The sequence below is a fragment of the Clostridium budayi genome (assembly GCF_055396605.1).
This window is the reverse complement of sequence record NZ_AP042456.1, coordinates 308,392-330,917: the sequence shown is the minus strand read 5'-3', so window position 1 is coordinate 330,917 and position 22,526 is coordinate 308,392. Positions and strand designations below refer to the sequence as shown.

At 28.4% G+C, this 22,526-nt stretch carries 18 protein-coding genes and 1 pseudogene; 3 read left to right on the top strand and 16 right to left on the bottom strand.

Annotation, left to right across the window (positions count from 1 at the left end):
• Positions 1–2: 2 nt before the first annotated feature.
• From ACZ5TJ_RS01575 to ACZ5TJ_RS01555, 5 genes are all read right to left on the bottom strand, one after another.
• Positions 3–620 (bottom strand): class D sortase, encoded by a 618-nt coding sequence (locus ACZ5TJ_RS01575; RefSeq protein WP_464200863.1) that lies wholly within the window; start codon positions 618–620, stop codon positions 3–5.
• 32 nt (positions 621–652) lie between these two features.
• Positions 653–1,507, bottom strand: a complete 855-nt coding sequence (gene glcT / locus ACZ5TJ_RS01570) for a glucose PTS transporter transcription antiterminator GlcT (protein ID WP_464200861.1) — start codon at positions 1,505–1,507, stop codon at positions 653–655.
• Between the two features lie 17 nt (positions 1,508–1,524).
• Entirely contained in the window at positions 1,525–2,457 is a 933-nt protein-coding gene (locus ACZ5TJ_RS01565; RefSeq protein WP_464200860.1) for a GNAT family N-acetyltransferase, read from the bottom strand.
• A gap of 323 nt (positions 2,458–2,780) precedes the next feature.
• Positions 2,781–3,329: a biotin transporter BioY gene (locus ACZ5TJ_RS01560; RefSeq protein WP_464200859.1), complete on the bottom strand. Its 549-nt coding sequence runs from the start codon at positions 3,327–3,329 to the stop codon at positions 2,781–2,783.
• A gap of 310 nt (positions 3,330–3,639) precedes the next feature.
• On the bottom strand, positions 3,640–4,404 hold the full coding sequence (locus ACZ5TJ_RS01555) for a tRNA threonylcarbamoyladenosine dehydratase (RefSeq protein WP_055208594.1): 765 nt from the start codon (positions 4,402–4,404) through the stop codon (positions 3,640–3,642).
• A gap of 185 nt (positions 4,405–4,589) precedes the next feature.
• Between ACZ5TJ_RS01555 and ACZ5TJ_RS01550 the strand changes: the two genes are divergently transcribed.
• Complete coding sequence (locus tag ACZ5TJ_RS01550) at positions 4,590–5,282, top strand: 5'-methylthioadenosine/adenosylhomocysteine nucleosidase (RefSeq protein WP_464200857.1); 693 nt, start codon at positions 4,590–4,592, stop codon at positions 5,280–5,282.
• Between the two features lie 189 nt (positions 5,283–5,471).
• Here ACZ5TJ_RS01550 and ACZ5TJ_RS01545 read toward each other — a convergent pair whose 3' ends face one another.
• Positions 5,472–6,062: a hypothetical protein gene (locus ACZ5TJ_RS01545; protein ID WP_464200855.1), complete on the bottom strand. Its 591-nt coding sequence runs from the start codon at positions 6,060–6,062 to the stop codon at positions 5,472–5,474.
• Positions 6,063–6,075: 13 nt separating this feature from the next.
• On the bottom strand, positions 6,076–7,932 hold the full coding sequence (locus ACZ5TJ_RS01540; protein WP_464200854.1) for an SH3 domain-containing protein: 1,857 nt from the start codon (positions 7,930–7,932) through the stop codon (positions 6,076–6,078).
• Positions 7,933–8,279: 347 nt separating this feature from the next.
• On the opposite strand from ACZ5TJ_RS01540, the pseudogene ACZ5TJ_RS01535 reads away from it, so the two are divergent.
• A pseudogene (locus tag ACZ5TJ_RS01535) lies at positions 8,280–8,508 on the top strand (IS3 family transposase); the annotation flags it as partial.
• Positions 8,509–8,600: 92 nt separating this feature from the next.
• On the opposite strand, the gene ACZ5TJ_RS01530 reads toward ACZ5TJ_RS01535, so the two are convergent.
• Positions 8,601–9,845 (bottom strand): DUF1015 domain-containing protein, encoded by a 1,245-nt coding sequence (locus ACZ5TJ_RS01530; protein ID WP_464200852.1) that lies wholly within the window; start codon positions 9,843–9,845, stop codon positions 8,601–8,603.
• Between the two features lie 19 nt (positions 9,846–9,864).
• A complete protein-coding gene (locus ACZ5TJ_RS01525) occupies positions 9,865–10,770 on the bottom strand; it encodes a D-2-hydroxyacid dehydrogenase (RefSeq protein ID WP_464200851.1) in 906 nt (301 codons plus the stop codon).
• 125 nt (positions 10,771–10,895) lie between these two features.
• On the opposite strand from ACZ5TJ_RS01525, the gene ACZ5TJ_RS01520 reads away from it, so the two are divergent.
• A complete protein-coding gene (locus tag ACZ5TJ_RS01520) occupies positions 10,896–11,918 on the top strand; it encodes an IS6 family transposase (RefSeq protein ID WP_464200849.1) in 1,023 nt (340 codons plus the stop codon).
• Between the two features lie 158 nt (positions 11,919–12,076).
• Here ACZ5TJ_RS01520 and ACZ5TJ_RS01515 read toward each other — a convergent pair whose 3' ends face one another.
• From ACZ5TJ_RS01515 to ACZ5TJ_RS01485, 7 genes are all read right to left on the bottom strand, one after another.
• Positions 12,077–13,153 carry a pyridoxal-phosphate-dependent aminotransferase family protein gene (locus tag ACZ5TJ_RS01515; RefSeq protein ID WP_464200848.1) on the bottom strand — a complete coding sequence of 359 codons (1,077 nt, stop codon included), beginning with the start codon at positions 13,151–13,153 and terminating at the stop codon, positions 12,077–12,079.
• A 180-nt stretch (positions 13,154–13,333) separates the two neighbouring features.
• Entirely contained in the window at positions 13,334–14,737 is a 1,404-nt protein-coding gene (locus ACZ5TJ_RS01510) for a glutamate decarboxylase (RefSeq protein WP_464200846.1), read from the bottom strand.
• 124 nt (positions 14,738–14,861) lie between these two features.
• A complete protein-coding gene (gadC, locus tag ACZ5TJ_RS01505; protein ID WP_464200844.1) occupies positions 14,862–16,295 on the bottom strand; it encodes a glutamate:gamma-aminobutyrate antiporter in 1,434 nt (477 codons plus the stop codon).
• A gap of 665 nt (positions 16,296–16,960) precedes the next feature.
• A complete protein-coding gene (locus ACZ5TJ_RS01500; protein WP_464200842.1) occupies positions 16,961–18,367 on the bottom strand; it encodes a glutamate decarboxylase in 1,407 nt (468 codons plus the stop codon).
• A 120-nt stretch (positions 18,368–18,487) separates the two neighbouring features.
• Positions 18,488–20,062, bottom strand: coding sequence for a glutamate:gamma-aminobutyrate antiporter (gadC, locus tag ACZ5TJ_RS01495; RefSeq protein WP_464200840.1), 1,575 nt, complete (start codon positions 20,060–20,062; stop codon positions 18,488–18,490).
• Positions 20,063–20,657: 595 nt separating this feature from the next.
• Positions 20,658–22,151, bottom strand: coding sequence for a carboxypeptidase M32 (locus ACZ5TJ_RS01490; protein ID WP_464200839.1), 1,494 nt, complete (start codon positions 22,149–22,151; stop codon positions 20,658–20,660).
• A gap of 25 nt (positions 22,152–22,176) precedes the next feature.
• The gene (locus tag ACZ5TJ_RS01485; RefSeq protein ID WP_039312067.1) at positions 22,177–22,353 is read right to left on the bottom strand and encodes a hypothetical protein; all 177 of its coding nucleotides are present in this window, start codon (positions 22,351–22,353) and stop codon (positions 22,177–22,179) included.
• Between the last annotated feature and the right edge of the window lie 173 nt (positions 22,354–22,526).

Genomic DNA, 22,526 nt, shown 5'->3' with positions numbered 1-22,526 from the left:
ATCTATTTAATCAACTCTAGCTTTGCAATAAATCTATCAGGTGCTGGACCTACATATCTAAATGGATAACATGTAACTAAAGTAAGATTTAGATCTTTTTCCTGTGCTAGTATTGACTTATCTTCAGGATTTGTAATATATGTTTTCTTAAGTTTGAATTTGTATGTACCTGTTACAGTCTCAACATCAATTTCATCTCCTATTTTTACATCTTCTAAAAATCCAAATGTTGTTTCCCTATGTCCAAGTACTATGGCTGTTCCTTCTTCGCCTGGAAATACTCCATTATCATAAAGAGTAGCTCCACCTCTTAAATTTTCTTCTGTTGCACCCATAAGTATGGGAATCTGCTCTCCAGTTTTTACAACAATTATTTTCCCAATTATATCTTTACCATCTATATTAACGGTTGGATATTTCTGATTACTCTTATTATTTGTTTTTACTTCTTTAGCTACTTCTACTTTTTTCTTATCCCATTCACTTATATTCTTTGAAATATCTTTTTCATCAAGTTTAATTTCTATAAAAGGATATGCAATAAGTGCTAATCCGCATATAACTAGTAAAATTCCTAAAATAGTCACAAACTTACTTTTTTTCTTGCCAGTACCTTTCAAAAACTATACCTCCTTTCTTTCTAAATTGTTATCTATTTGTTAATTGATAGTCTAAATCTCTCAATATGCATAGCTAAATATGCTACTTCATCTTCAACTATCTTTGTATCTAATTCTTCTCCTAATATTTTTCCTATATCAATAGCTATTTTATAAGATTTTTTATATTTCTTTTTTATAACCGAAATCAAATCATTTTTTATAGGACTTTTAGTCATTATTCTCTCAATTGCAAATCTTATATGAGTTAAAAATCTAGCATAATCTAAAGACTGTTTATTTATTTTTATATTTAAAGTCTCTTCAACATACTCTATTATTCTACTACTTAAATAACTGTATTTTATAGTATTAGAAAGCTTACCATTATTTCTAGCAGAGTGAATATGTAATGCTATAAATCCAACTTCGCCTTCTGGTATTTCTATTCTTTTTTCTTTTTCTAATTTTTTTGCTGCTCTAAACGCAAGATCGTATTCTCTTTGGTATAAAGTTTGTATTTCTACAATGAATGGGTTTTGTATTTCTTCTTTAAGTTTTAGTCTTTTAATTGCAAAAAATAAGTGGTCTATAAGACCTATATGAATACTTTCAGAGAGTTCTTCCCTTAAGCTTTCTGAAATATCATAAATAATTTCTTCACAAAGTGCAAAAAAATCATCATCTACTCTTGCCATCACACTATTAAAGTTTTTTATATTTTCTTCATTTTCTATTTTAAAGATTTTATCTACTTCAGTTCCAGCCTTTATTTTTTCGCCGAACTTTTTCCCAAAACCAATCCCTTTTGAAAATAGTATTTTTTCTTTTCCTTCTGATTTTACTAAAATAATACTATTATTAAAAACCTTAGTTAAAACCATATCATTTTTTAATACTATACCCATAATATCTCCACTCTTCTTTACTCTCTTAATTTGTAATAAGTTATATGATCTTGCCACATCCCATTAATAAATAAATATTTTTCATTAACTCCAAGTTTCTTAAATCCAGTTTTTATTAAAACACCTTGTGATCTTTCATTTTCTAAAAGTGCTGAAGCCTCAATTCTATGAAGACCTAATTCTTTAAAAGCATAATTAATAGTTAAATTAACAGCTTCCTTCATGTATCCTAACCCTTGATAATCTTCATCTATTGAATATCCAAGTATTCCACTTTTAAATACTCCATAAACTATATTAGATAATCTAAGCTTTCCTATTATTTTATTTTCTTTTATTATTGCTAAATCTATAGAGGTCCCATTTAGAAATTGCTTGTAGCTCTCATTTAAACTGTTTCTTTGAGCTTCAATTGTAAAGAAGTCATTGTCACGAGTAGGCTCAAATTTCTCTAGATGTTTTTTATTCTTTTTATAATAGTTTAATAATTCTTCTGCATCACTAGGATTTAAATTTCTAAGAGAAATATTTTTTCCTTCAATTTGAATCATGGACGCACAATTTTTATAACGATAATCTTCTCTGTTTATTCCAAGTAATAACTCGCTTTTATAAACACCATTAGAAAAAGTATTATCTGATAATATTCCTTCTAATATAAATCCTAAATCTAGGAATGGAGAAAGATTTATCTCTTCACTAACTTTTATATTTACTTTAAAAATATCTTTATCTTTAAAAGTTGCAGATAATAATAATTCTAAAGTTTCCTTTAACAGTTCATAATGATATTCCCTGTAAAAATTTAAATTTATATTGCATCTTCTACTGCTTTTATTTAGTTCTACTATAGAAAACCTTCCAATACTTATGTTATTCTTGTCTCTAATAAGATATTCGGTCTTGCTTCCAGTATTTAATGCGATATTTACATTATGATTTGGTGACATATTAAATTTCTCCTAAAATTATAGTCTTATAACAATATTATATATTATACTAGCTTGTTTACAAGTTATAACTTAGTATATTTATAAATAATATGCTTATAACTGTCATTTTTTCCTTTTTAATATAATCATTAGGTAAAAAGAAATGGCTGTCTCAAAACTATAATTCACCAATAGATTATAGAAAAAGCTAAATAAAATAAGCAGGATAAGAAAAAATGTATTCTAACCTGCTTATTATTTTTTGCACAATATTTGTAATGTTCATAAAGTATAATTTAAATGAAAGAAGGCTGTCTATTTTGAGACAGCCCCTTTTACACTTATCTATTTACTATATATACTAATTTCTTTGAAACAAGTGCTACTATAATAGCTTTTAGTATATCTCCAACTATAGTTACTAAAAATCCAGAATATAATACACTCCATATTGATGTATCTTGTCCTAAATATAAGTTTTTAATTGAATATAAATGTACTAATCCAAATATATAAATTACTCCTATTCCAACCATAGAAATTACAAATAATTTTAATATAGTTATACGTTCTATACTTTCTCTAAGTTTTCCAACTATGTAAGATGCAAATATCATTCCTATTAAATACCCAAATGTAGGGCTTAAAATATATTGAGGGCCTCCTCCTGAAGTAAATACAGGTAATCCTATAAGACCTAAAATAATATAAAGTAATTGAGATAACATTCCTCTTTTAGCTCCAAGAACTAATCCGCTCATAAGTGCAAAAACTATTTGAAGTGTTATTGGAACCATTGGTAATGGAATTTTTATAAACGCCCCTATTCCTGTAAGTGCTGCAAATAAAGCTATTAATATCATATCTTTTGGTTTTAAATTTAATTTCATATTCCCTCCAAATTACTTTGACTATCAAAATATATTTTAAATAATATGCTACTTTACTTTTTTTGTCAACTTCTTATTTACGACAAAAAAACCTACTATGATTCTTTAATACATCATAGTAGGCTTTAAAAAAAAATCCAAAGTTATCCCCAATTTTATCAACATGTTGTTGATAAGTCTTCAAAATATACAATATATAGTGGCGAACATACTGTTGCATATTGTTGTTTTATGTTGTGATTAATCAACAAAAGTCACATTTAATCCAATATTTGTAATTTATTTTTATAAGTTATCCACAGTCTTTAGATTACTTGTTGTTCATACCTATTAAATCTTTAATTACTTCTCCACCAATGATCATTCCTGCAACTGGTGGAACAAAGGAGATACTTCCCGGTATTTGTCTTTTTTCTGCGCATTTTTTAGTTCCGCCAGTACAAACACAGCCTGTTTTACAAGTAACTACATCTTCTGTTCTTGGTTTTGTTGGTTGTTCTTCTGAATAAACAACTTTAAGTTTTTTTACTCCTCTATTTTTAAGCTCTCTTCTCATAACTTTAGCAAGAGGACATACTTTTGTTTTAAATACATCACTTACTTTAAATAAAGTTGGATCAAATTTATTTCCAGTTCCCATTGAACTTATTATTTTTATATCATTTTCATAACAATACTTTGCAAGTGCAATTTTTGCAGTTACGGTATCAATTGCATCTACTACATAATCAACGTCATCTGTAATAAAATCAGTAATATTTTCAGGTGTTACAAATGCCTGATGAGTAATAACATTACATTTATGATTGATGCTTAATACTCTTTCTTTCATAACATCAACTTTAACTTTACTAATAGTATTATATGTTGCATGTATTTGTCTGTTTAAGTTAGTTAGACATACTGTATCATCATCAACTAAAACTAAATTTCCAACTCCAGCTCTAGTTAATGCTTCAACTGTAAAACTTCCAACTCCTCCAACTCCAAATACAACTACTTTTGAATTTTTTAATATATCTAAACCTTCTTTTCCTATAAGCAATTCTGTTCTTGATAGTGAATGTTGTGCCATATAATCTTATCTCCTTTGTTTTCTCAAAAATATTTATTTCTATTTTATTGTATATTATCATCTTATACAAGTTTTTTAATTTATTATATGCTTAACTTCTATAATATATTAGTATGTTTACTATACATAATATTAAGTCTATAATATTATGTATATTACTTATTTTCAAAATGGAGGAATGACTTATGGTATTAGGAATAATAAGTGCTATGGAAGAAGAATTAGCAATTCTTCTAGATGATATGGAAGTAGCTGAAAAAAAAGTTAAAGCAAATATGACTTTCTACAAAGGTAGACTTTGGAATAAAGACGTTGTTGCAGTTGTTTCAGGAATTGGAAAGGTTAATGCTGCAGTATGCACTCAAATACTTATTTCAGAATATAAAGTTGACCACGTTATAAACGTTGGTGTTGCTGGTGGTATTGGAATGGATATTTATCCTGGAGATGTTGTTATCGCTGAAAATTTAGTTCAATACGATATGGATACAACAGCTTTTGGAGATAGACACGGTCAAATTCCAAGATTAGATACTTTTGATTTCATATGTGATAAACATTTAGTAAATGTATGTAAAGAAGCTTGCGATGAAATAGAAGGATTTAATACTTTCTCAGGTAGAATAGTATCAGGTGACCAATTCGTTGCTAGCTTAGAAAAAATCAAATGGCTTGAAAAAGAATTTGAAGCTAAAGCAGTTGAAATGGAAGGTGCAAGTATTGCTCACGTTTGTTACTTAAACAACATTCCATTTGTAGTTATAAGATCAATTTCTGATAATGCTAATAACGGAGCTCACATGGATTATGAAAAATTCACTCCAATCGGTGTTAGAAATTCAACTACAATACTTAAGGCTATGATAGAAAAACTATAAAAAAGAGTGATCCTTACATTTTTAGGTATCACTCATAGGCTGTAGACAAAAGGACTTTTTCACAAAAGAAAAAGTCCTTTTTATGTTTTATATACTTGATTTAGAAATTGAATAATATAAAATTTACATAAGCAAATCTATATTAAGTAAAGAAAAGGCTTTCCTATTCCTTTTCCATAATATTAGCTTTTATAATTCTATAATTTTCCCACTTGGTGTAACAAGTACAGTAAATGCTACTCCATTACCCCCTTGTTTCATAAGTTCTTTTGATTTTACTTGAACTAAATATCCTTTTTCACCATTAACATTTTCCATATTTTCACTACATGAATAAATAGTATCTGAATCTTTACCATACTTTTTTTCACAAGTAATTACAGCATCTTTTGCTGTGAATTTACTTGATACTGTTTTTGATTGCTCTTTCTTATTAGATAATTGACTTTCTGATTTAATTCCCTTATTACTTTCTTTAGGTGTAACTACTCTTGTAGTATGATCATTAACTGCACTCTTTTTATTATTATTTAAAACTTTTTGTTTATTATCTTCATTTTTTATATTTTTATCAAGTTCATTATTAGCATTTTCTTTACTTATATTTTTATTTTCTTCTTCCTGCTTATTAACATATTCTGTAGACTTATCTTTATCTTCTATTTTTATATTTTTATTATTACTATTTTCATTTCCACATCCAACAAAAGTATATATTGGATATAAAATCAAAATTCCAAGAATCAAAAAACTATATAAAACTCTTCTTTTATTTCTCATCTTTATTTTACCTCTATTTTTCATCTCTATACATTCTTATTGCATCTGCTCTTTCTCTTTTATATCTATTTGCAACAGCCTCTTGTACGGCTTTTGAACAATTTGGAAAGTGAACTAAATTTCCTTTTTCATTTCTACGTCCTCTTTCTTTATATACGGCTGTTATAAACTCTTCTACATTTGAAATATTTTTAAGAGGTTCTATTATTCTATAGGCTCCATATCCACCATGTTGTACTGCCGTTGACCAAAGTACATTTCTAGCTGAAAAATCATTTAGAATTTTATTAAAATTTCCACTCTTTTCTAATCTATTTACTAAATCATTATAAAAAGTTATTTTTGTATATGTATGTTGTAAATTATAAAATTCATTGTAATTATTTTTTGCAATTTCCTTCCAAGCAGCATCAAAATTACTCCCACAATTTGATCCATTATCTAACTTTCTTGCATTAATTAACTTTGTATAAAATTCCTTTTTTTCACTTGAAAGCCAATTAACAAAATTATCTAAAGAGCCTAACTTTGATGATAATTGCCAAGCTCCATAAGATTTACCACCGTAATCTCCTTCTCCTGAAGATACACACCCTGGATCACCATTTGATTCATACTTTTCAGATAATATTCCTAAATAATCATTACAATTATTATCTTCATAAATTTCTACTGCTGTATCCCCACCTAAATAAACACTTACATAGCCATAATAAACTTCTCCATTATCAATATATTTAACATGATAATATGTAAGATCACTCTTTTCTCTACCTAAAATTTGTACCTTTGAATTTGGTGAAATTGTTCTTATAACTGCTGACTGAAGGCTTGGACTTTTTCTAAGATTCATTGTATAATCAGTAATTTTCCCTTTAGCATATTTCTGATCTTTCATTGAACCATCACTATTAAACTCATAAGACTTGTTTCCTAAGTTTATTCTGTCAGTTCTCATATCACCACCTTTGTTTAAATAATACCACTTATTATCAAGCTTAAGCCATCCTGTTTGCATCTCTCCACTATTATTTAAATAATACCATTTCTCTTTTACCTTTTTCCATCCAGTTGCCATGTCTCCATTGTCATTTAAATAGTACCATTTATCATTAAGCTTAAGCCATCCTGTTTGCATCTCACCTTCTTTATTCATGTAATACCATTTGTTATTTATTTTTTTCCAACCCTTTGCTAATGTTCCATCTTCGTTTTTGTAATACCATTTACCATTCTTTTTTATCCATTCAGCTTTTATTATTTTTAAACTTCCATCGTTATTAAATTCATATTCCTTATTATCTATTTTTATTTTGCCTGTTACCATTTCACCTGAAGCTTTTAAATAATATTTTTTATTATTAAGCTTAAGCCACCCTGTTTGCATCTCTCCACTATTATTTAAATAATACCATTTCTCTTTTACCTTTTTCCATCCGGTTGCCATGTCTCCATTGTCGTTTAAATAGTACCATTTATCATTAAGCTTAAGCCATCCTATTTTCATTTCTCCATTATTATTTAAATAATACCACTTATCTTTTATCTTTCTCCATCCAGTTGCCATATCTCCATTGTCATTTAAGTAATACCATATACCTTTTAATTTAACCCATCCTATTTGCATTTTTCCTGCACTATCCATGTAATACCACTTATTATTTATTTTTTTCCATCCTGTTGCTAGAGTACCATTACTATTTCTATAATACCAAGTTCCATCTCTTTTTATCCAACCAGCTTGTACATTTCTACTTATCTTCTGCACATTATTTTTATGAGAAGTTACAGCATTTGCATCTAATGCTGGAATAAAACTTAATAAAATACCTGACAGTATTAATATTTTTATTATACTTTCTTTTTTCATTTTTTATTTCCCCCTTTAACGACTTTTGTTTATACTATTATAAATTTAAAATAATAATTATATATAAAAAAATACTCTTTATATTTTGAAAGTAACTTTAATAAAAATAAAGTTATTTCTGATTTAGAAGCTTAAAAATGTATAAAAGTGATGTTATTACAAAAACTTCAAAATCAATAAATGGTATTTAATTCTTTTTTAGATGACTATATTGACCTAAATTTACATAATTTATTATCTTTTTTATTTAAATTATAATATAATTAATAGTTCTTATAAACTAAAATTAAGTAAATATAAAAATATTACTCAAATAATTTTTAAGAATATGCTTAGCTATCTGTATAATATTTCAAAATAAAGTTGAAAAATATAAGTTAGGACAATCTATGTCTAGGCGTGGCAACTGTTAGGATAATGCGCTGTAGGAATCATTTTTTTGACATTTAAAATATGAAGCATCTATTAAAGAGTGTGAAACCTTTAAAGATCTACTTAAATAAATAGATGAGTATATAAAATATTATAATAATTTCAGAGGACAATGGATTTTAAAAAAAGATGACTCCTGCTTAATACAGAAATCATCTTTTAAATTAGTCTACTATTTTTCAAATTGTCCTTAACAAGAAGTACAGTTTATAATTATAACTACTATTTTTCACTTTTTATTTTAACTTATGAATAAATAATCCACTTCTAAGTTTTGGTTCAAACCATGTAGATTTCGGAGGCATAACTTCTCCAATGTCTGCAACATCCATAATATCTTGTATTTCTGTTGGATACATTGAAAAAGCTAGCTTCATACCTTTGTTAACTCTAAGCTCTAATTCGTTGATACCTCTTATGCCTCCAATAAAATCTATTCTATCTGAAGTTCTTATATCACCTATCTTAAGACTCTTCTTAAGAAGATTTTCTTGAAGTATTGATACATCAAGTCTATATATAGGATGATTTTCATTAAAACTTCCGTCTTTAGCCTTTAGAATATACCATTTATTATTTAAATACATTCCAAAGGTATGCTTTTTATTAGGTTTATATCCACCTTCACCATCATATATTGATATTTCAAAATCCTTACTTACCTCTTTTAAGAATTCTTCTTCGGTGAATTCACCTAAATCCTTGACTACTCTGTTATAGTCCATAACATAAAGGTCTCTATCTCTAAAAGCTACTGCTAGGAAATAATTAAACTCTTCTTCTCCAGTAAACTCTGGATTTTCTTTTCTTCTCATTTTAGAAACTTCTACTGCAGAAGCACTTCTATGATGTCCATCTGCAATATATAAACTATCTATATTACTAAATAATTCTTCTAATCTTTTAATTGTTTTATCATCATCTATAATCCAAACAATCTGGTCTACTCCATCTTCTGACTTAAAATTATATTCAGGAGTTTTTAATGTCCATTCATCAATAATTTTAGATATTTCTTCATTTTCTCTATAAGTTAAAAATATAGGTCCAGTATTTGCATCACAATAATCAACATGATTTATTCTATCAATTTCTTTATCTTTTCTAGTAAATTCATGCTTTTTAATTACATTATTTATATAATCATCAACGGATGCACAAATAACTAATCCTGTTTGACTTCTTCCATTCATTATCTGTCTATAAATATAAAAGTTTTCTCTACTGTCTTGGATAAACTCTTTATTATTAATCATTTGATTTAAGTTATCTCTTGCTTTTTCATATACTTTTTTATCATATACATCTATATCTTCAGGTAAATCAATTTCAGCTCTATCTATATGAAGAAAAGAATATGGATTATTCTTTGTTATTTCTCTTGCTTCTTTACTACTTACAGTATCATAAGGTAAAGCTGCAATTTTTGCTGCTAAATCTTTTCTTGGTCTTATGGCCTTAAAAGGCTTAATCTTAGCCACTTTAATTTCCCCCTTTATCTTATGCGAAGAAATCTTTAATTATATTGACTACTTCTTCTCCAATTCTATCTTGTGCTTCTCTTGTTGATGCACCAATGTGAGGAGTTACGCTAACTCTTGGATGATTAATTAAAGTTTCATTTGCTGTTGGTTCTTGTTCAAATACATCTATACCTGCACCGCATACTTTTCCACTATCTAGTGCTCTAATTAATGCTTCTTCAGAAACAACCTTTCCTCTAGCACAATTTATAAGATATACACCATCTTTCATTAATTCAAATTCTTTATCACCTATTAAAGTTCCTTTTTCTTTATCATAAGGAACATGAAGTGATAAGAAATCTGATTTTTTAAGTACATCTTCAAAACTTAAACATTCATATTCTAAATCATCATGCTTTCCTTCGATTGTGTAGTAAATAATATTCATTCCTAAAGCTTTAGCTTTATTTGCTAAACTTTGTCCAATTCTACCCATACCAATTATTCCAAGAGTTTTTCCTGAAATCTCAGTACCTTGATATTTTTTCTTATTCCACTGACCATTTCTCATTGTGCAATTTGAGTCACATAAAAATCTTGCAACTGCAAATATATGTGCAAGTGCCAGTTCTGCAACAGAATCTGAACTTGCATTTGGTGTATTCCTAACATCTATTCCAATGCTCTTTGCATGAATAACATCAATATTATCTATTCCAACTCCAGCTCTTATTGCAAGTTTAAGATTACCTTCTGAAGCCTCGTCTAAAATCTCCTTAGTAAGTTTAGTTGCACTTCTAATTACTATAGCATCAAATTCTTTTAATTCTTTTCCTAAAACATCTTGATTATAGTGAGTGTTTACAACTTCAAATCCTAACTTTTCTAGTTTATCAATTGCCCCTTGTTGTAAACCGTCGTTAGTTAATACTCTATACAATTTTTTTGCCCCCTTATAAAAAATTACGATCTGTTAAGTTATATGAACATTGATTCTCTCAACCTTAGGAAATACAATAAGTTTGCAAAGACTAAATTACCCCCTAGAAAAGGAGAGAGAAAACAATGAACAAAACAAATATTAGATGCCCTCGTTGTCACTCTAATAAACTATATAAATTTGGTTTTGACAAACAGGCTAATCAAAAATATCAATGTAAAAAATGTAAGCGCCAATTCATCGCTAGCGATGGTGATGGAGTTCCTAAAATGAAGTATCCTAAGTGTCCAAAGTGTGATAAAGGAACTTATTTACATCATTCTTACAAACACTATAATAGATATAAATGTAATAATAAAAAATGTAATCATATTATTGTGCAACATCATAATTTTAATATTGATTCACCATCTAGCGAAGCTATTACCGGGGCCCTTTCTATGAAAAGAATGCGATTCCCATTACAAATTATTATTACAGCACTAACATTATATTACTTGAACAATACATCAACTAGAGCTATATCTCAATTTCTTATGAACACCTTTAATATAAAAGTGTCTCATGTAACTATCGCTAACTGGAGCAATAAATTTGCTCCATACTTTAAACTCAAAGCAGATAACTTTAAACAACAAGTAGATTTGCAATCTGACGATTGGCACGCTGATGAGACTGTTGTTTTTATTAACGGAGTAAAACATTATTTATGGTTAGTTATAGACTCTGAAACGCGATTTATAATATCTTTTCATTTAAGTAGATATAGAAATGAAAGCTCTGCTTTTTCTCTGATCAATGAAGCTAAAAAATATGGTTCACCCTCTAACCTAATTACAGATAGATGGCCAGCTTATAACGAAGCGATAGCTACGCTATTACCGGAAACAAAACATGTACCAGTTAAGCCAATGTCTAGTGATATAAATAATAATCTTATAGAATCTTTTAATAAGACTTTTAAAGCTTGGTATAAGTCCAAAAAAGGATTTAACTCATTTGAAAAAGCTAATAATCTTATTTTTATGTTTATATTTCACTATAATTTTATAAGAATTCATGGGTCGTTAAATAACCTTACTCCCGCTGAAGTCGCTGGCTTCTCTAGTGATAATTTATCTAGGCAATCTTGGTTTATAGCTGCTTAATTTATTAAGAATATCTTTGATTAACCTGCTTGAAAAATTATATTTTGCAGGTTTATTTGCCATGCGCAAATATAGTCAAACTTATATAATTTTCAAAGAACGAGAAAATCTATGATTTATTAAGCTATTTTTTCATAACAACTTAACAGATTCAAACATTATAATCCTAATATATCTTCAATATTTTCAAGTAACTCATCTATATCTTCCATTTGACAATCTGCCATATGTGCTATTCTAAATGTCTTTTCCTTTAAATCCCCATATCCATTTGAAATAGCAAACCCTCTTTCACCTAACTTTTCATTTAATTCTTTAATGCTAATTCCTCTTGTATTCTTAATTGTAGTTAGTGTGTTTGATAGTAATTCATCTTTCTCTGGGAATAACTCAAAATACTTCTTTCCCCAATCCCTAACTCTCTTTGCCATTTCTATATGTCTATTAAATCTATTTTCAAGACCTTCTTTATTTAAAATACAGTCAAGTTGATAATCTAATGCAAACATGTGTGATAATGATGGAGTTGATGGATATTGATAATCCTTCTTTTGAATATATTTATAAAGTGATAAAAGATCTAGATAAAATCCTCTGTTTGGAACTTTTTCTGCTCTTTCCTTTGCTTTATTTGAGAAAGTACATACTGCCATTCCTGGAGGAAGACCTAACGCTTTTTGACTTGATGTTATACATATGTCTATACCCCATTTATCAACTTCTATTTTTGTTCCAGCAGCAGAACTTACAGCATCTACTATAAATACAACATCAGGATATTTTTTAATTACTTCTCCAATTTCCTTAATTGGATTCATAACACCTGTTGATGTTTCATTATGTGTAACTGCAACTAAGTCGTACTCTCCTGTCTTTAATGCCTCATCTACCATTTCTGGTGTTATGCCTTTTCCCATTTCAACTTCGAATAAATCAGCTTGTACATTGTTATTTAAAGCCATGTTATACCATCTTTTTCCGAATGCCCCAACAGAAAAAACAGCTGCTTTTTTTAATGTACATGATCTTATGGCCCCTTCCATAAGTCCACTTCCTGAAGTTGTTGATAATAAAATTTCACTTTCTGTAAAAAATAGCTTCCTTAAATTATCACTTATTCTTCTTTGAAGAATTGAAGCATCTTTGCTTCTATGTCCAATCATTGGAGTAGACATCTTTTCAAGGACTTCAGGTCTAACTTCAACTGGACCTGGAATAAATAACTTCTTATGCATAATGCATTCCCCCTTAAATTATTATTTTTTGGATCTTTTTATTTTTGCTTATTCCTATATATTACCATTTTATTATTAAAATTACAATTATTGTGTATAAATTTTTTTCAAATAAAAAAACCACATTCTACAATATGTAGAATGTGGTAAAAATGATTAGTTAAATTTATTTAATTCAAACTAGTGAGTGAATCCATATTTTCCTTTGGCTTCTTTTCCATGGCATAATAAAGTAGCTTTATTAAGATCTTCTATACCAGTCTTCATATCAGCTATTAATTGTTCAGCCATGCTGTGTCCTAAGTCTGCACGACAAACGATACGTTGGATTATTGTATCTTGTAAGTCTTCTGGTAATGGGTAAGCAGGTACTTGCCATCCTTTCATTGCTAATCTATCAGCTAAATCATATGATGACCAATTTACATTAGCATCATCTTTTAATTTGAAGCATACTATTGGTAAGTTTTCACCATCATTGTATATTTCAAATAAACCCATATTTTCTATTTCTTTTGCTAAATACATTGCAACATCTTTTGTTCTTTGATGTATTCTTCTGTATCCTTCAAATCCATATCTTAAGAAGTTATAATATTGTCCAATTATTTGGCTTGCACTTCTTGAGAAATTAATTGCCATTGTTGGTAATTGTCCACCTAAGTAACTTACTTCAAATATTAATTCTTTTGGTAAGTATTCTTCGTCTTTCCACATAACCCAACCGATTCCTGGGTAAACTAATCCATATTTATGACCTGAAGTACTTATTGATACTACATTCTTTAATCTAAAGTCCCATTCAAGATCTGGTTCAATAAATGGTGCGAATAATCCACCTGAAGCTGCATCTACGTGAATTGGAACTGATATTTTTGCAGTCTTATTGTATTCTTCTAATACTGCATCTAATTTCTTAATATCATCATATTTACCAGTGTAAGTTATACCAAGTATACCAACTACACCGATTGTATAATCATCAACATAATCTAAAACTTTATCTATATTTAAGCTCATATGTTCTTCATCTAATGGAACTAATCTCATTTCGATATCCCAGTATACACAGAATTTTTCCCAACAAACTTGGAATCCTGATGAAATTACTAAATTAGGTTTTTTACTATTTACATCCATTCCTAAAGCTTTTGCTCTATTTCTCCATCTGAATTTCATTGCCATACCACCAAGCATACAAGCTTCTGATGAACCAACTGTTGAAGTTCCAAGATAGTTCATGTTTTCTGGTGCATGCCATAAATCAGCAATAATATTTACACAACGGTTCTCGAGTTCAGTAGTTTGAGGATATTCTGATTTATCTATTGCATTCTTTTCTAAAGTTTCTGACATTAATTTTGTAGCTTCATCTTCCATGTAAGTTTGACAAAATGTTGCTAAGTTTAATCTAGCATTACCTTCATCCATTAATTGGTCTTTTACTAATCTATAAGCTATTCTAGGTTCTACTGGTTCCTTAGCTAATTTATATTTTGGTAAATCTATATCTTCTTCTAATGATCCAAATACTGGTGTTCTGTAAGTGTCATTTCCTATTCTATTTTCCTTTGTGAATAACATAATTTATTCCTCCCTGTTTATAAATTATTTATCCGATATTGAAATTTTATAATGAAAATTTTTTCACTTACACAATTTCAATATCGTATTTTCATATAAAAAATTTTTATATACATATTAATGTTTATTTATTTTCTTCTATTTTTCCTTTACGTCCTTTATCACTTGCTGCATAAATTGCAAATGGAATTATTATTGTTACTATGAAACTTATTATTAATATAGTTTCGTATTGATGTGCACTTGTTGCATTTAATGAACTTGGTGGCACGAATGATATACATAATGCAAAGATTGACATTATAAATCCAACTATACCAACGATCATTTTGAAAGTTGTTCCACCAGGAATTTGATATGATCTATTTAAATTTTTCTTCTTTAATACTAATATGAAGTATCCAATGAAGAATAATAAGTAACCAACTAAGTAAATTACAACTGTAAGTGAAATAGCTGTTAAGAATGAAACGTTGTTTCCACCGCCTCCGAATGTTAAAACAGCTGCCCAAATTGTAACTACAATACCTTGTACCATTATTAATGGAACTGGTACATCATGTTTATTTACTTTAGTAAATGCTTTTGGTAATATACCATCTTTAGCCGCTTCATATATTCCTCTTGATGGTCCTACAACCCAAGAACTAACTTCACCCATAACACCAACTGCAATTAATATTGCAATTAATTTTACAAGCCAATCTAAACTTGTACTAAAGTGACCTATTAATGCTGCAAATGTTTGAACAACACCAGCACTTAAGTTTAAGTCTGATTGTGGAATAACTGCTGCTACTGAAAGTCCTCCAATAGTATTAAGTACTATTGCTAATATAACTAATATAAACATTGCTAATGGATAATTCTTTTTAGCATTTTCCATTTCATTAACGTGTGATGCTGATGCTTCAACACCCATATAACCTAATATGAATGATACGAATACAACTAAAGTATTTACTTTAGAGAAATCTGGTACAAATGCTTTTCCGCTGATTTCAACATCAATTGGATTTCCACCAGCTACGTATGCTATTGATAAAACAAAAAGAATAACTGCTGGTATTAATATACCTATAATAAATCCAACTTTTGCAATTGTTGCTGTATTCTTAGTTCCACCTAGTTGTGAGAATGTTAAGCCCCAAAATATTACTAATACTCCTATAAACTTAATTACTGGATTTGTATTTAGTGCTGGGAAATTAAATACATATGATAGCGCTCCTAATATAAAGTAAATCATTGTAACAAATCCAACTGTTATTTGAAACCATTGAAAGAATATTGCTGCAAAACCGAACTTTTCTCCTAAAGTATTACCTACCCAAGCAAATATACCACCTTCTTGCCATCCGTCTACAGTTGCCATTTCAGCTGCACATAATGCTACTGGTAAAAACCAAAGGAAACCTCCTAGTAGTAAGAAGAAGACTAAATGGAATCCTGATGTTGCAAATGTAGGATATTCATAAACTGTCATTACCATTGATGCTGTCATTGCAAAAAATCCGAATAAAGTTAATGACTTCTTATTCACTGATCCAGTGCCCATAATTTACACGACCCTTCATTATTTTATTTATGAGAACTTAAATATGTCGACATGTTTAGGCAAGAAGAGTAAAAACTTTGTTTTCCCTCTTCTCGCCTCCAAGTATAACAACCTTGTTTTTATGTGTAAATTTCCAAATTTCTTCTTAAAATTCCATATAATTTGAATTATTTTATTTTTTTCTATATAAAATATAAATTTAGTCGTGAAAACTCTCGTAATCACAATATATCTCTTATTTTCTAATTAATTTTTCCAAATAAACCTCTAACCCCTCTATTTTACTGGTCTAGGGGGTATTTTTAAGTATTATTTCTATTTTATTAAATTTATAATCTCTTTAATTTCAACGTATTAAACGTTTTCAAACTATTCTAATAAATTTACCTTACTACTTCTTTATTTTTTTATTAAAAAACTTTACATCTCTTTACTATTATTTTCAAAAACTACATTTGGAATTGAATTTTTATATATTTTTCCACTTTTGCAGCATATGTATTTTTAAACCTACCTATTTATCTCATTTAAGCCTTTTTAAACTAAACTTCATAAAGTTTATATTTGATTTTTAATATAATATATACAAAAAATCAATTAAAAAAGGTCATACTCTCTTAATAGAAAGTATGACCTTTTTTAATTGATATAAAGAAATTTATCTATTAATGTGTAAATCCATAAGCTCCTTTATTCTTAACAGTATTATTACTTACTACCTTTGCATTATTTAATACTTCTATACCAGCTTTCATATCTGCTATTAATTGTTCAGCCATGCTATGTCCTAAATCGGCACGGCAAACAATACGTTGAATTATAGTATCTTGTAGATTTTCTGGTAGTGGATAAGCAGGTACTTGCCATCCTTTCATTGCTAATCTATCAGCTAAATCATATAATGTCCATTTTACTCCTGCATCATCTTTTAATTTGAAGCATACTATTGGTAAGTTTTCACCATCATTATATATTTCAAATAAGCCCATATTTTCTATTTCTTTTGCTAAATACATTGCAACATCTTTTGTTCTTTGGTGTATTCTTCTATATCCTTCAAATCCGTATCTTAAGAAGTTATAATATTGTCCAATTATTTGGCTTGCACTTCTTGAGAAGTTAATTGCCATTGTTGGTAATTGTCCTCCTAAATAACTTACTTCAAATATTAATTCTTTTGGTAAGTATTCTTCATCTTTCCACATAACCCAACCGATTCCTGGGTAAACTAGTCCATATTTATGACCAGAAGTACTTATTGATACTACATTTTTTAATCTAAAGTCCCATTCAAGATTTGGTTCAATAAATGGTGCAAATAATCCACCTGATGCTGCATCTACGTGAATTGGTACTGAGATCTTGGCAGTTTTATTATATTTTTCTAAAACATCATTTAATTTTTTAATATCATCATATTTACCAGTATATGTTATACCAAGTATACCAACTACACCAATTGTATAATCATCAACATAGTCTAAAACTTTATCTACATCTAAACTCATGTGTTCTTCATCTAATGGAACTAATCTCATTTCTATATCCCAGTATACACAGAATTTTTCCCAGCAAACTTGATATCCTGATGAAATTACTAAGTTTGGCTTTCTGCTAGTTACATCCATTCCCAGAGCTTTTGCTCTATTTCTCCATCTAAACTTCATTGCCATACCACCTAGCATACAAGCTTCTGATGATCCAACTGTTGAAGTTCCAAGATATTTCATATCTTCTGGTGCATGCCATAATTCTGCAATTATATTTACACAGCGATTTTCAAGTTCAGTAGTTTGAGGGTATTCTGACTTATCTATTGCATTTTTTTCTAAAGTTTCTGCCATTAATTTTGTAGCTTCATCTTCCATAAAAGTTTGGCAAAATGTTGCTAAATTTAATCTAGCGTTACCTTCGTCCATAAGTTGGTCTTTTATCAATCTATAAGCTATCCTAGGTTCTACAGGTTCTTTTGATAACTTATACTTTGGTAAATCCACATCTTCTTCCATTGCTCCAAAAATTGGTGTTTTATAAGTATCTGTTCCTATTTTATCATCTCTACTAAATAACATAGTAATACCTCCCTTTATTTTCAACTATTTATTTTAACTGTTCATCTAAGCGGGCTGTAAATTTGTATTTTCAGTCTGACTAGCAAGGTGGACAAAGTTATTCTATATTTTTATAAACTATCAACTTTTCTTTTCGTATAAAAGAAATCCTTCTTGATTAAATATATTATCTGTATCTCTTCTAATTTGATAATGTCCTCCTGCAGTTTGAGGAACAAAATTTTTTGCAGTTCTTATTTTAACTTCAACAGGTTCTTTAGTGTGTTTATCTCCATGTGGATGTCCATGTTTATTATGAATTGCATATATTGCAAATGGAATTATAAGCACTATTAAGAATCCTATTATAAGAATAGTTTCATATTCTTTTGCACTTGCTGTATTTAAAGATGCTGGTGGCACAAAGGATATAACGAATGCGAATATTGACATTACAAGTCCAACTATACCAACTATCATCTTAATAACAGTTCCTCCAGGTATTTGATATGCTCTCTTTAAATCTTTTTTCTTTAATACTAAATTGAAGTATGCAAAGAAGAATAAGAAATATCCAACTAAATAAACTACAACTGTAAGTGACATTGCAGTTAAGAATGAAACGTTGTTGCCACCGCCTCCGAATGTTAAAACGGCTGCCCATATTGTACATAATATACCTTGTGCTAAAATTAGTGGAACTGGAACGTTATGTTTATTAACTTTTTTAAATGGTGCTGGTAAAATTCCCTTTTCAGCTGCTACATATAATCCTCTTGAAGGCCCAACAACCCAAGAACTAACTTCTCCCATAACACCAACTGCAACCATTAATGAAATTATTTTTACAATCCAACCTCCATTAGTAGTAAAGTGAGAAATTAATGCTGCAAATGTTTGTATAAATCCTGAACTTAAATTTAATTCAGATTCAGGTACAACTGCTGCAACTGATAATCCACCCATAGTATCTAAAATTATTGCACAAACAACTAAAAGTAACATTGCTAATGGATAATCTCTTTTTGGGTTTTCCATTTCATTAGCATGTGTAGCTGATGCTTCAACTCCCATATATGCTAATATAAATGAAACAAATACAACTAAAGTATTTAATTTTGTAAAATCAGGGAAAAAAGTACTTGCACTAATTTTTACATCTATAGGATTACCTTGTACTACATAAGCTATTGCTAATCCAAATAAGATTAATGATGGTATTAAAATACCTAATATAAATCCTGTTTTAGCAATCTTTGCTGTATATTTTGTTCCTGCCATTTGAGTAAGTGTTAATGCCCAGAAAATAACTAGTACGCCAATAAATTTAATTGCTGGATTTGTATTTAATTCTGGAAAATTAAATACATATGACAATGCTCCTAATATGAAATATAACATTGTTATAAATCCTATTGAGATTTCAAAATACTGAAATGAGATTGCAGCAAAACCAAATCTTTCTCCAAGTGTTTTTCCAACCCATGAGAAAACACCACCTTCTTGCCAACCTTCTACTGTTGCCATTTCAGCAGCACATAAAGCTACTGGTATAAACCATAAAAATCCTCCGGCTAATAAATAAAAGACTAAGGTAAATCCAGATGTTGCAAATGTTGGGTATTCATATGAAGCCATTACCATAGATGCTGTTATTGCAAAAAATCCAAATAAACCTAAAGTCTTGCCGCTACTTGTTTTAGAAACATTATCCATAATTTCACGACCCTTCAAATATTTATTTGTTGCAAATCTTAATGTTGTCGACAATATTAAAGCGATTAGAACGTTTTTATTCTGCTCTATGGCTCAAGTATAGCAACTGGTATTTTCAGTGTAAAATGTCGTATTTTCCGCCAAAATATTCATTTTCTCATTTATATTGTATTATACAAAAAATTTCCTATAAATAATCTCAAAATCTCTTTTGCTCTTAGTTTTACTCCACAATTTATTTATATTTTTATATAAATATCTCCTTAGCCTTGTAATATAGCCATTTTGATAATATTTTAATAGAAAATTTAAAATTATTAATTTTATAAAACTAGTATATAGCTTATATTAATCGTTTACAAGTAAATAACCTTTAATCTTTTTCTATCTAAATATTACTTTTTATTCAAAAACTTTACTAATATGTATATATAGTTATAATTTTATTCAATATATGTACATATTAATTGCTTTAATTAAATTAACTTAATAGTTTTTACAGTTATGTCCTTATAATCTGTATAATTCCCTATATTGTAAATAAAAAAGACTAATACTATTCTTTATTTACAATAATATTAGCCTTTAATAAACTTTATTTATATATACTTAAATATTTCTTTGATAGGTATTCTAAAAAATACTTACAGTTTAATTCCTCATTAGTTATATTTTTTATTAATTCACTTGGTGAATATAATGCAGCACTCTTATGAACATTCTCATAAAGCCACATCTTAACTCCACCAAATTCTCCATTTCTTATATCATCATACATTCCTGTATATTCTTTTTCCATCTGATGAAGAATTTGAGCACCATATATATTACCTAATGCATAACTTGGAAAATATCCAAAGGATCCATCTGACCAATGCACATCTTGAAGAATTCCTTCACTATCATCTTTTGGTTCTACGCCTAAATACTCTTTGTATTTTCTATTCCATTCTTCTTTTACATCGTCTATATCCAAATCCCCATTTATAAGAGCTTTCTCAATTTCATATCTAATAATTATATGAAGACTGTATGTTAATTCATCAGCTTCTGTTCTTATAAGAGATGGTTTTACATAATTTATAGCTTCATAAAATTCTTCTAAATTTAAATGAGCAAATTCTTTAAACTCATATTTTAAAAATGGGAAGAAGTATTCCCAGAATTCTTTACTTCTACCTAATATATTTTCATAAAATCTTGATTGAGACTCATGTATACTCATAGAAAGATTTGTATCAAGTCCTGTTCTTTGTAGTTTATCTGGAACACTTTGATCAAATATACCATGACCACCTTCATGAATTGAACTAAATAGAGCTGATGTAAAATCATCATTACTATAATTAGTTGTTATTCTTACATCTCTATTTCCAAAGCTTGTTGTAAATGGATGAATACTTTCATCTATCCTTCCATATTCAAAACTATAACCCATTTTCTTTAATACAAATAAAGCAAACTTTTCTTGAGATTCCTTATCAAAGTTTCCAATAAAAAAGCTTTTATCAACTTTTTTCTTGCTATTTTGTACTTTATTTAATATTTCAATTATTCCATACTTAAGTTCACTAAATATTTTATCTAGTTTTCTTACAGTAAGTCCTTCTTCATACTTATCTAATAAAGTATCATATTTGTTATCTTTATATCCTAAGTACTCTACAAACTCTCTTTGAAAATCTATCATCTTTTTTAGATGGGGCTTAAATATTTCAAAATCCTTTTGTTCTTTAGCCTCTTCCCAGGCATTTTCTGATAGAGCCTGAGCCACTACATATTCTCTATATCTATCTTCTGGAATCTTTTTTGTTTCATCATAATCTTTTCTAGCATGTTTTACTATTAATTTATCTACTTCTGATAATTCATCTGTGTCTTTAAAATAATCTAAAAGTTCTCCCATTTTATCTGAAGTTTTCATTTTAAATATTTCACCTGATAAATATTCTATAATGCCTGACCTTTGTTCTATCGCTTTCTTAGGCATTTTAGTTTGTGTATCCCAATAAATAATCTCTAATGCTGAATTCATTTTAGATATATCTTCAATATATCTTTTTAGCTCATTTAATTTCTTTTCTTTCATAACCCTCAATTACACCTCCTTAAATTTAATATTCAGGCCCAAAATATAATACGGATTCTGTTTCTCTACAATATTTAGTTATCATACATTCGCTTAATTTTCTTGGACATTTAAAGCAAACGCATTGTAAGTCCTTTCCATCACAATTACCATTTTTCTTTTCTGGACATTCTGCACAATTCACCGCAATTCCTGCTGACATAAAAACACTCCTCTTTTCATTTATATAATCATTATAACAAACAAATTAATATGTTTTTTTTAAAACTTTTTAATTTATTAACTTATATATTTTCATTATAACCCTATATAAAATATTCATATCCTCCTAACTATCTTGCTTTGATACATGTATATTTAAATGAAAATTCCCTT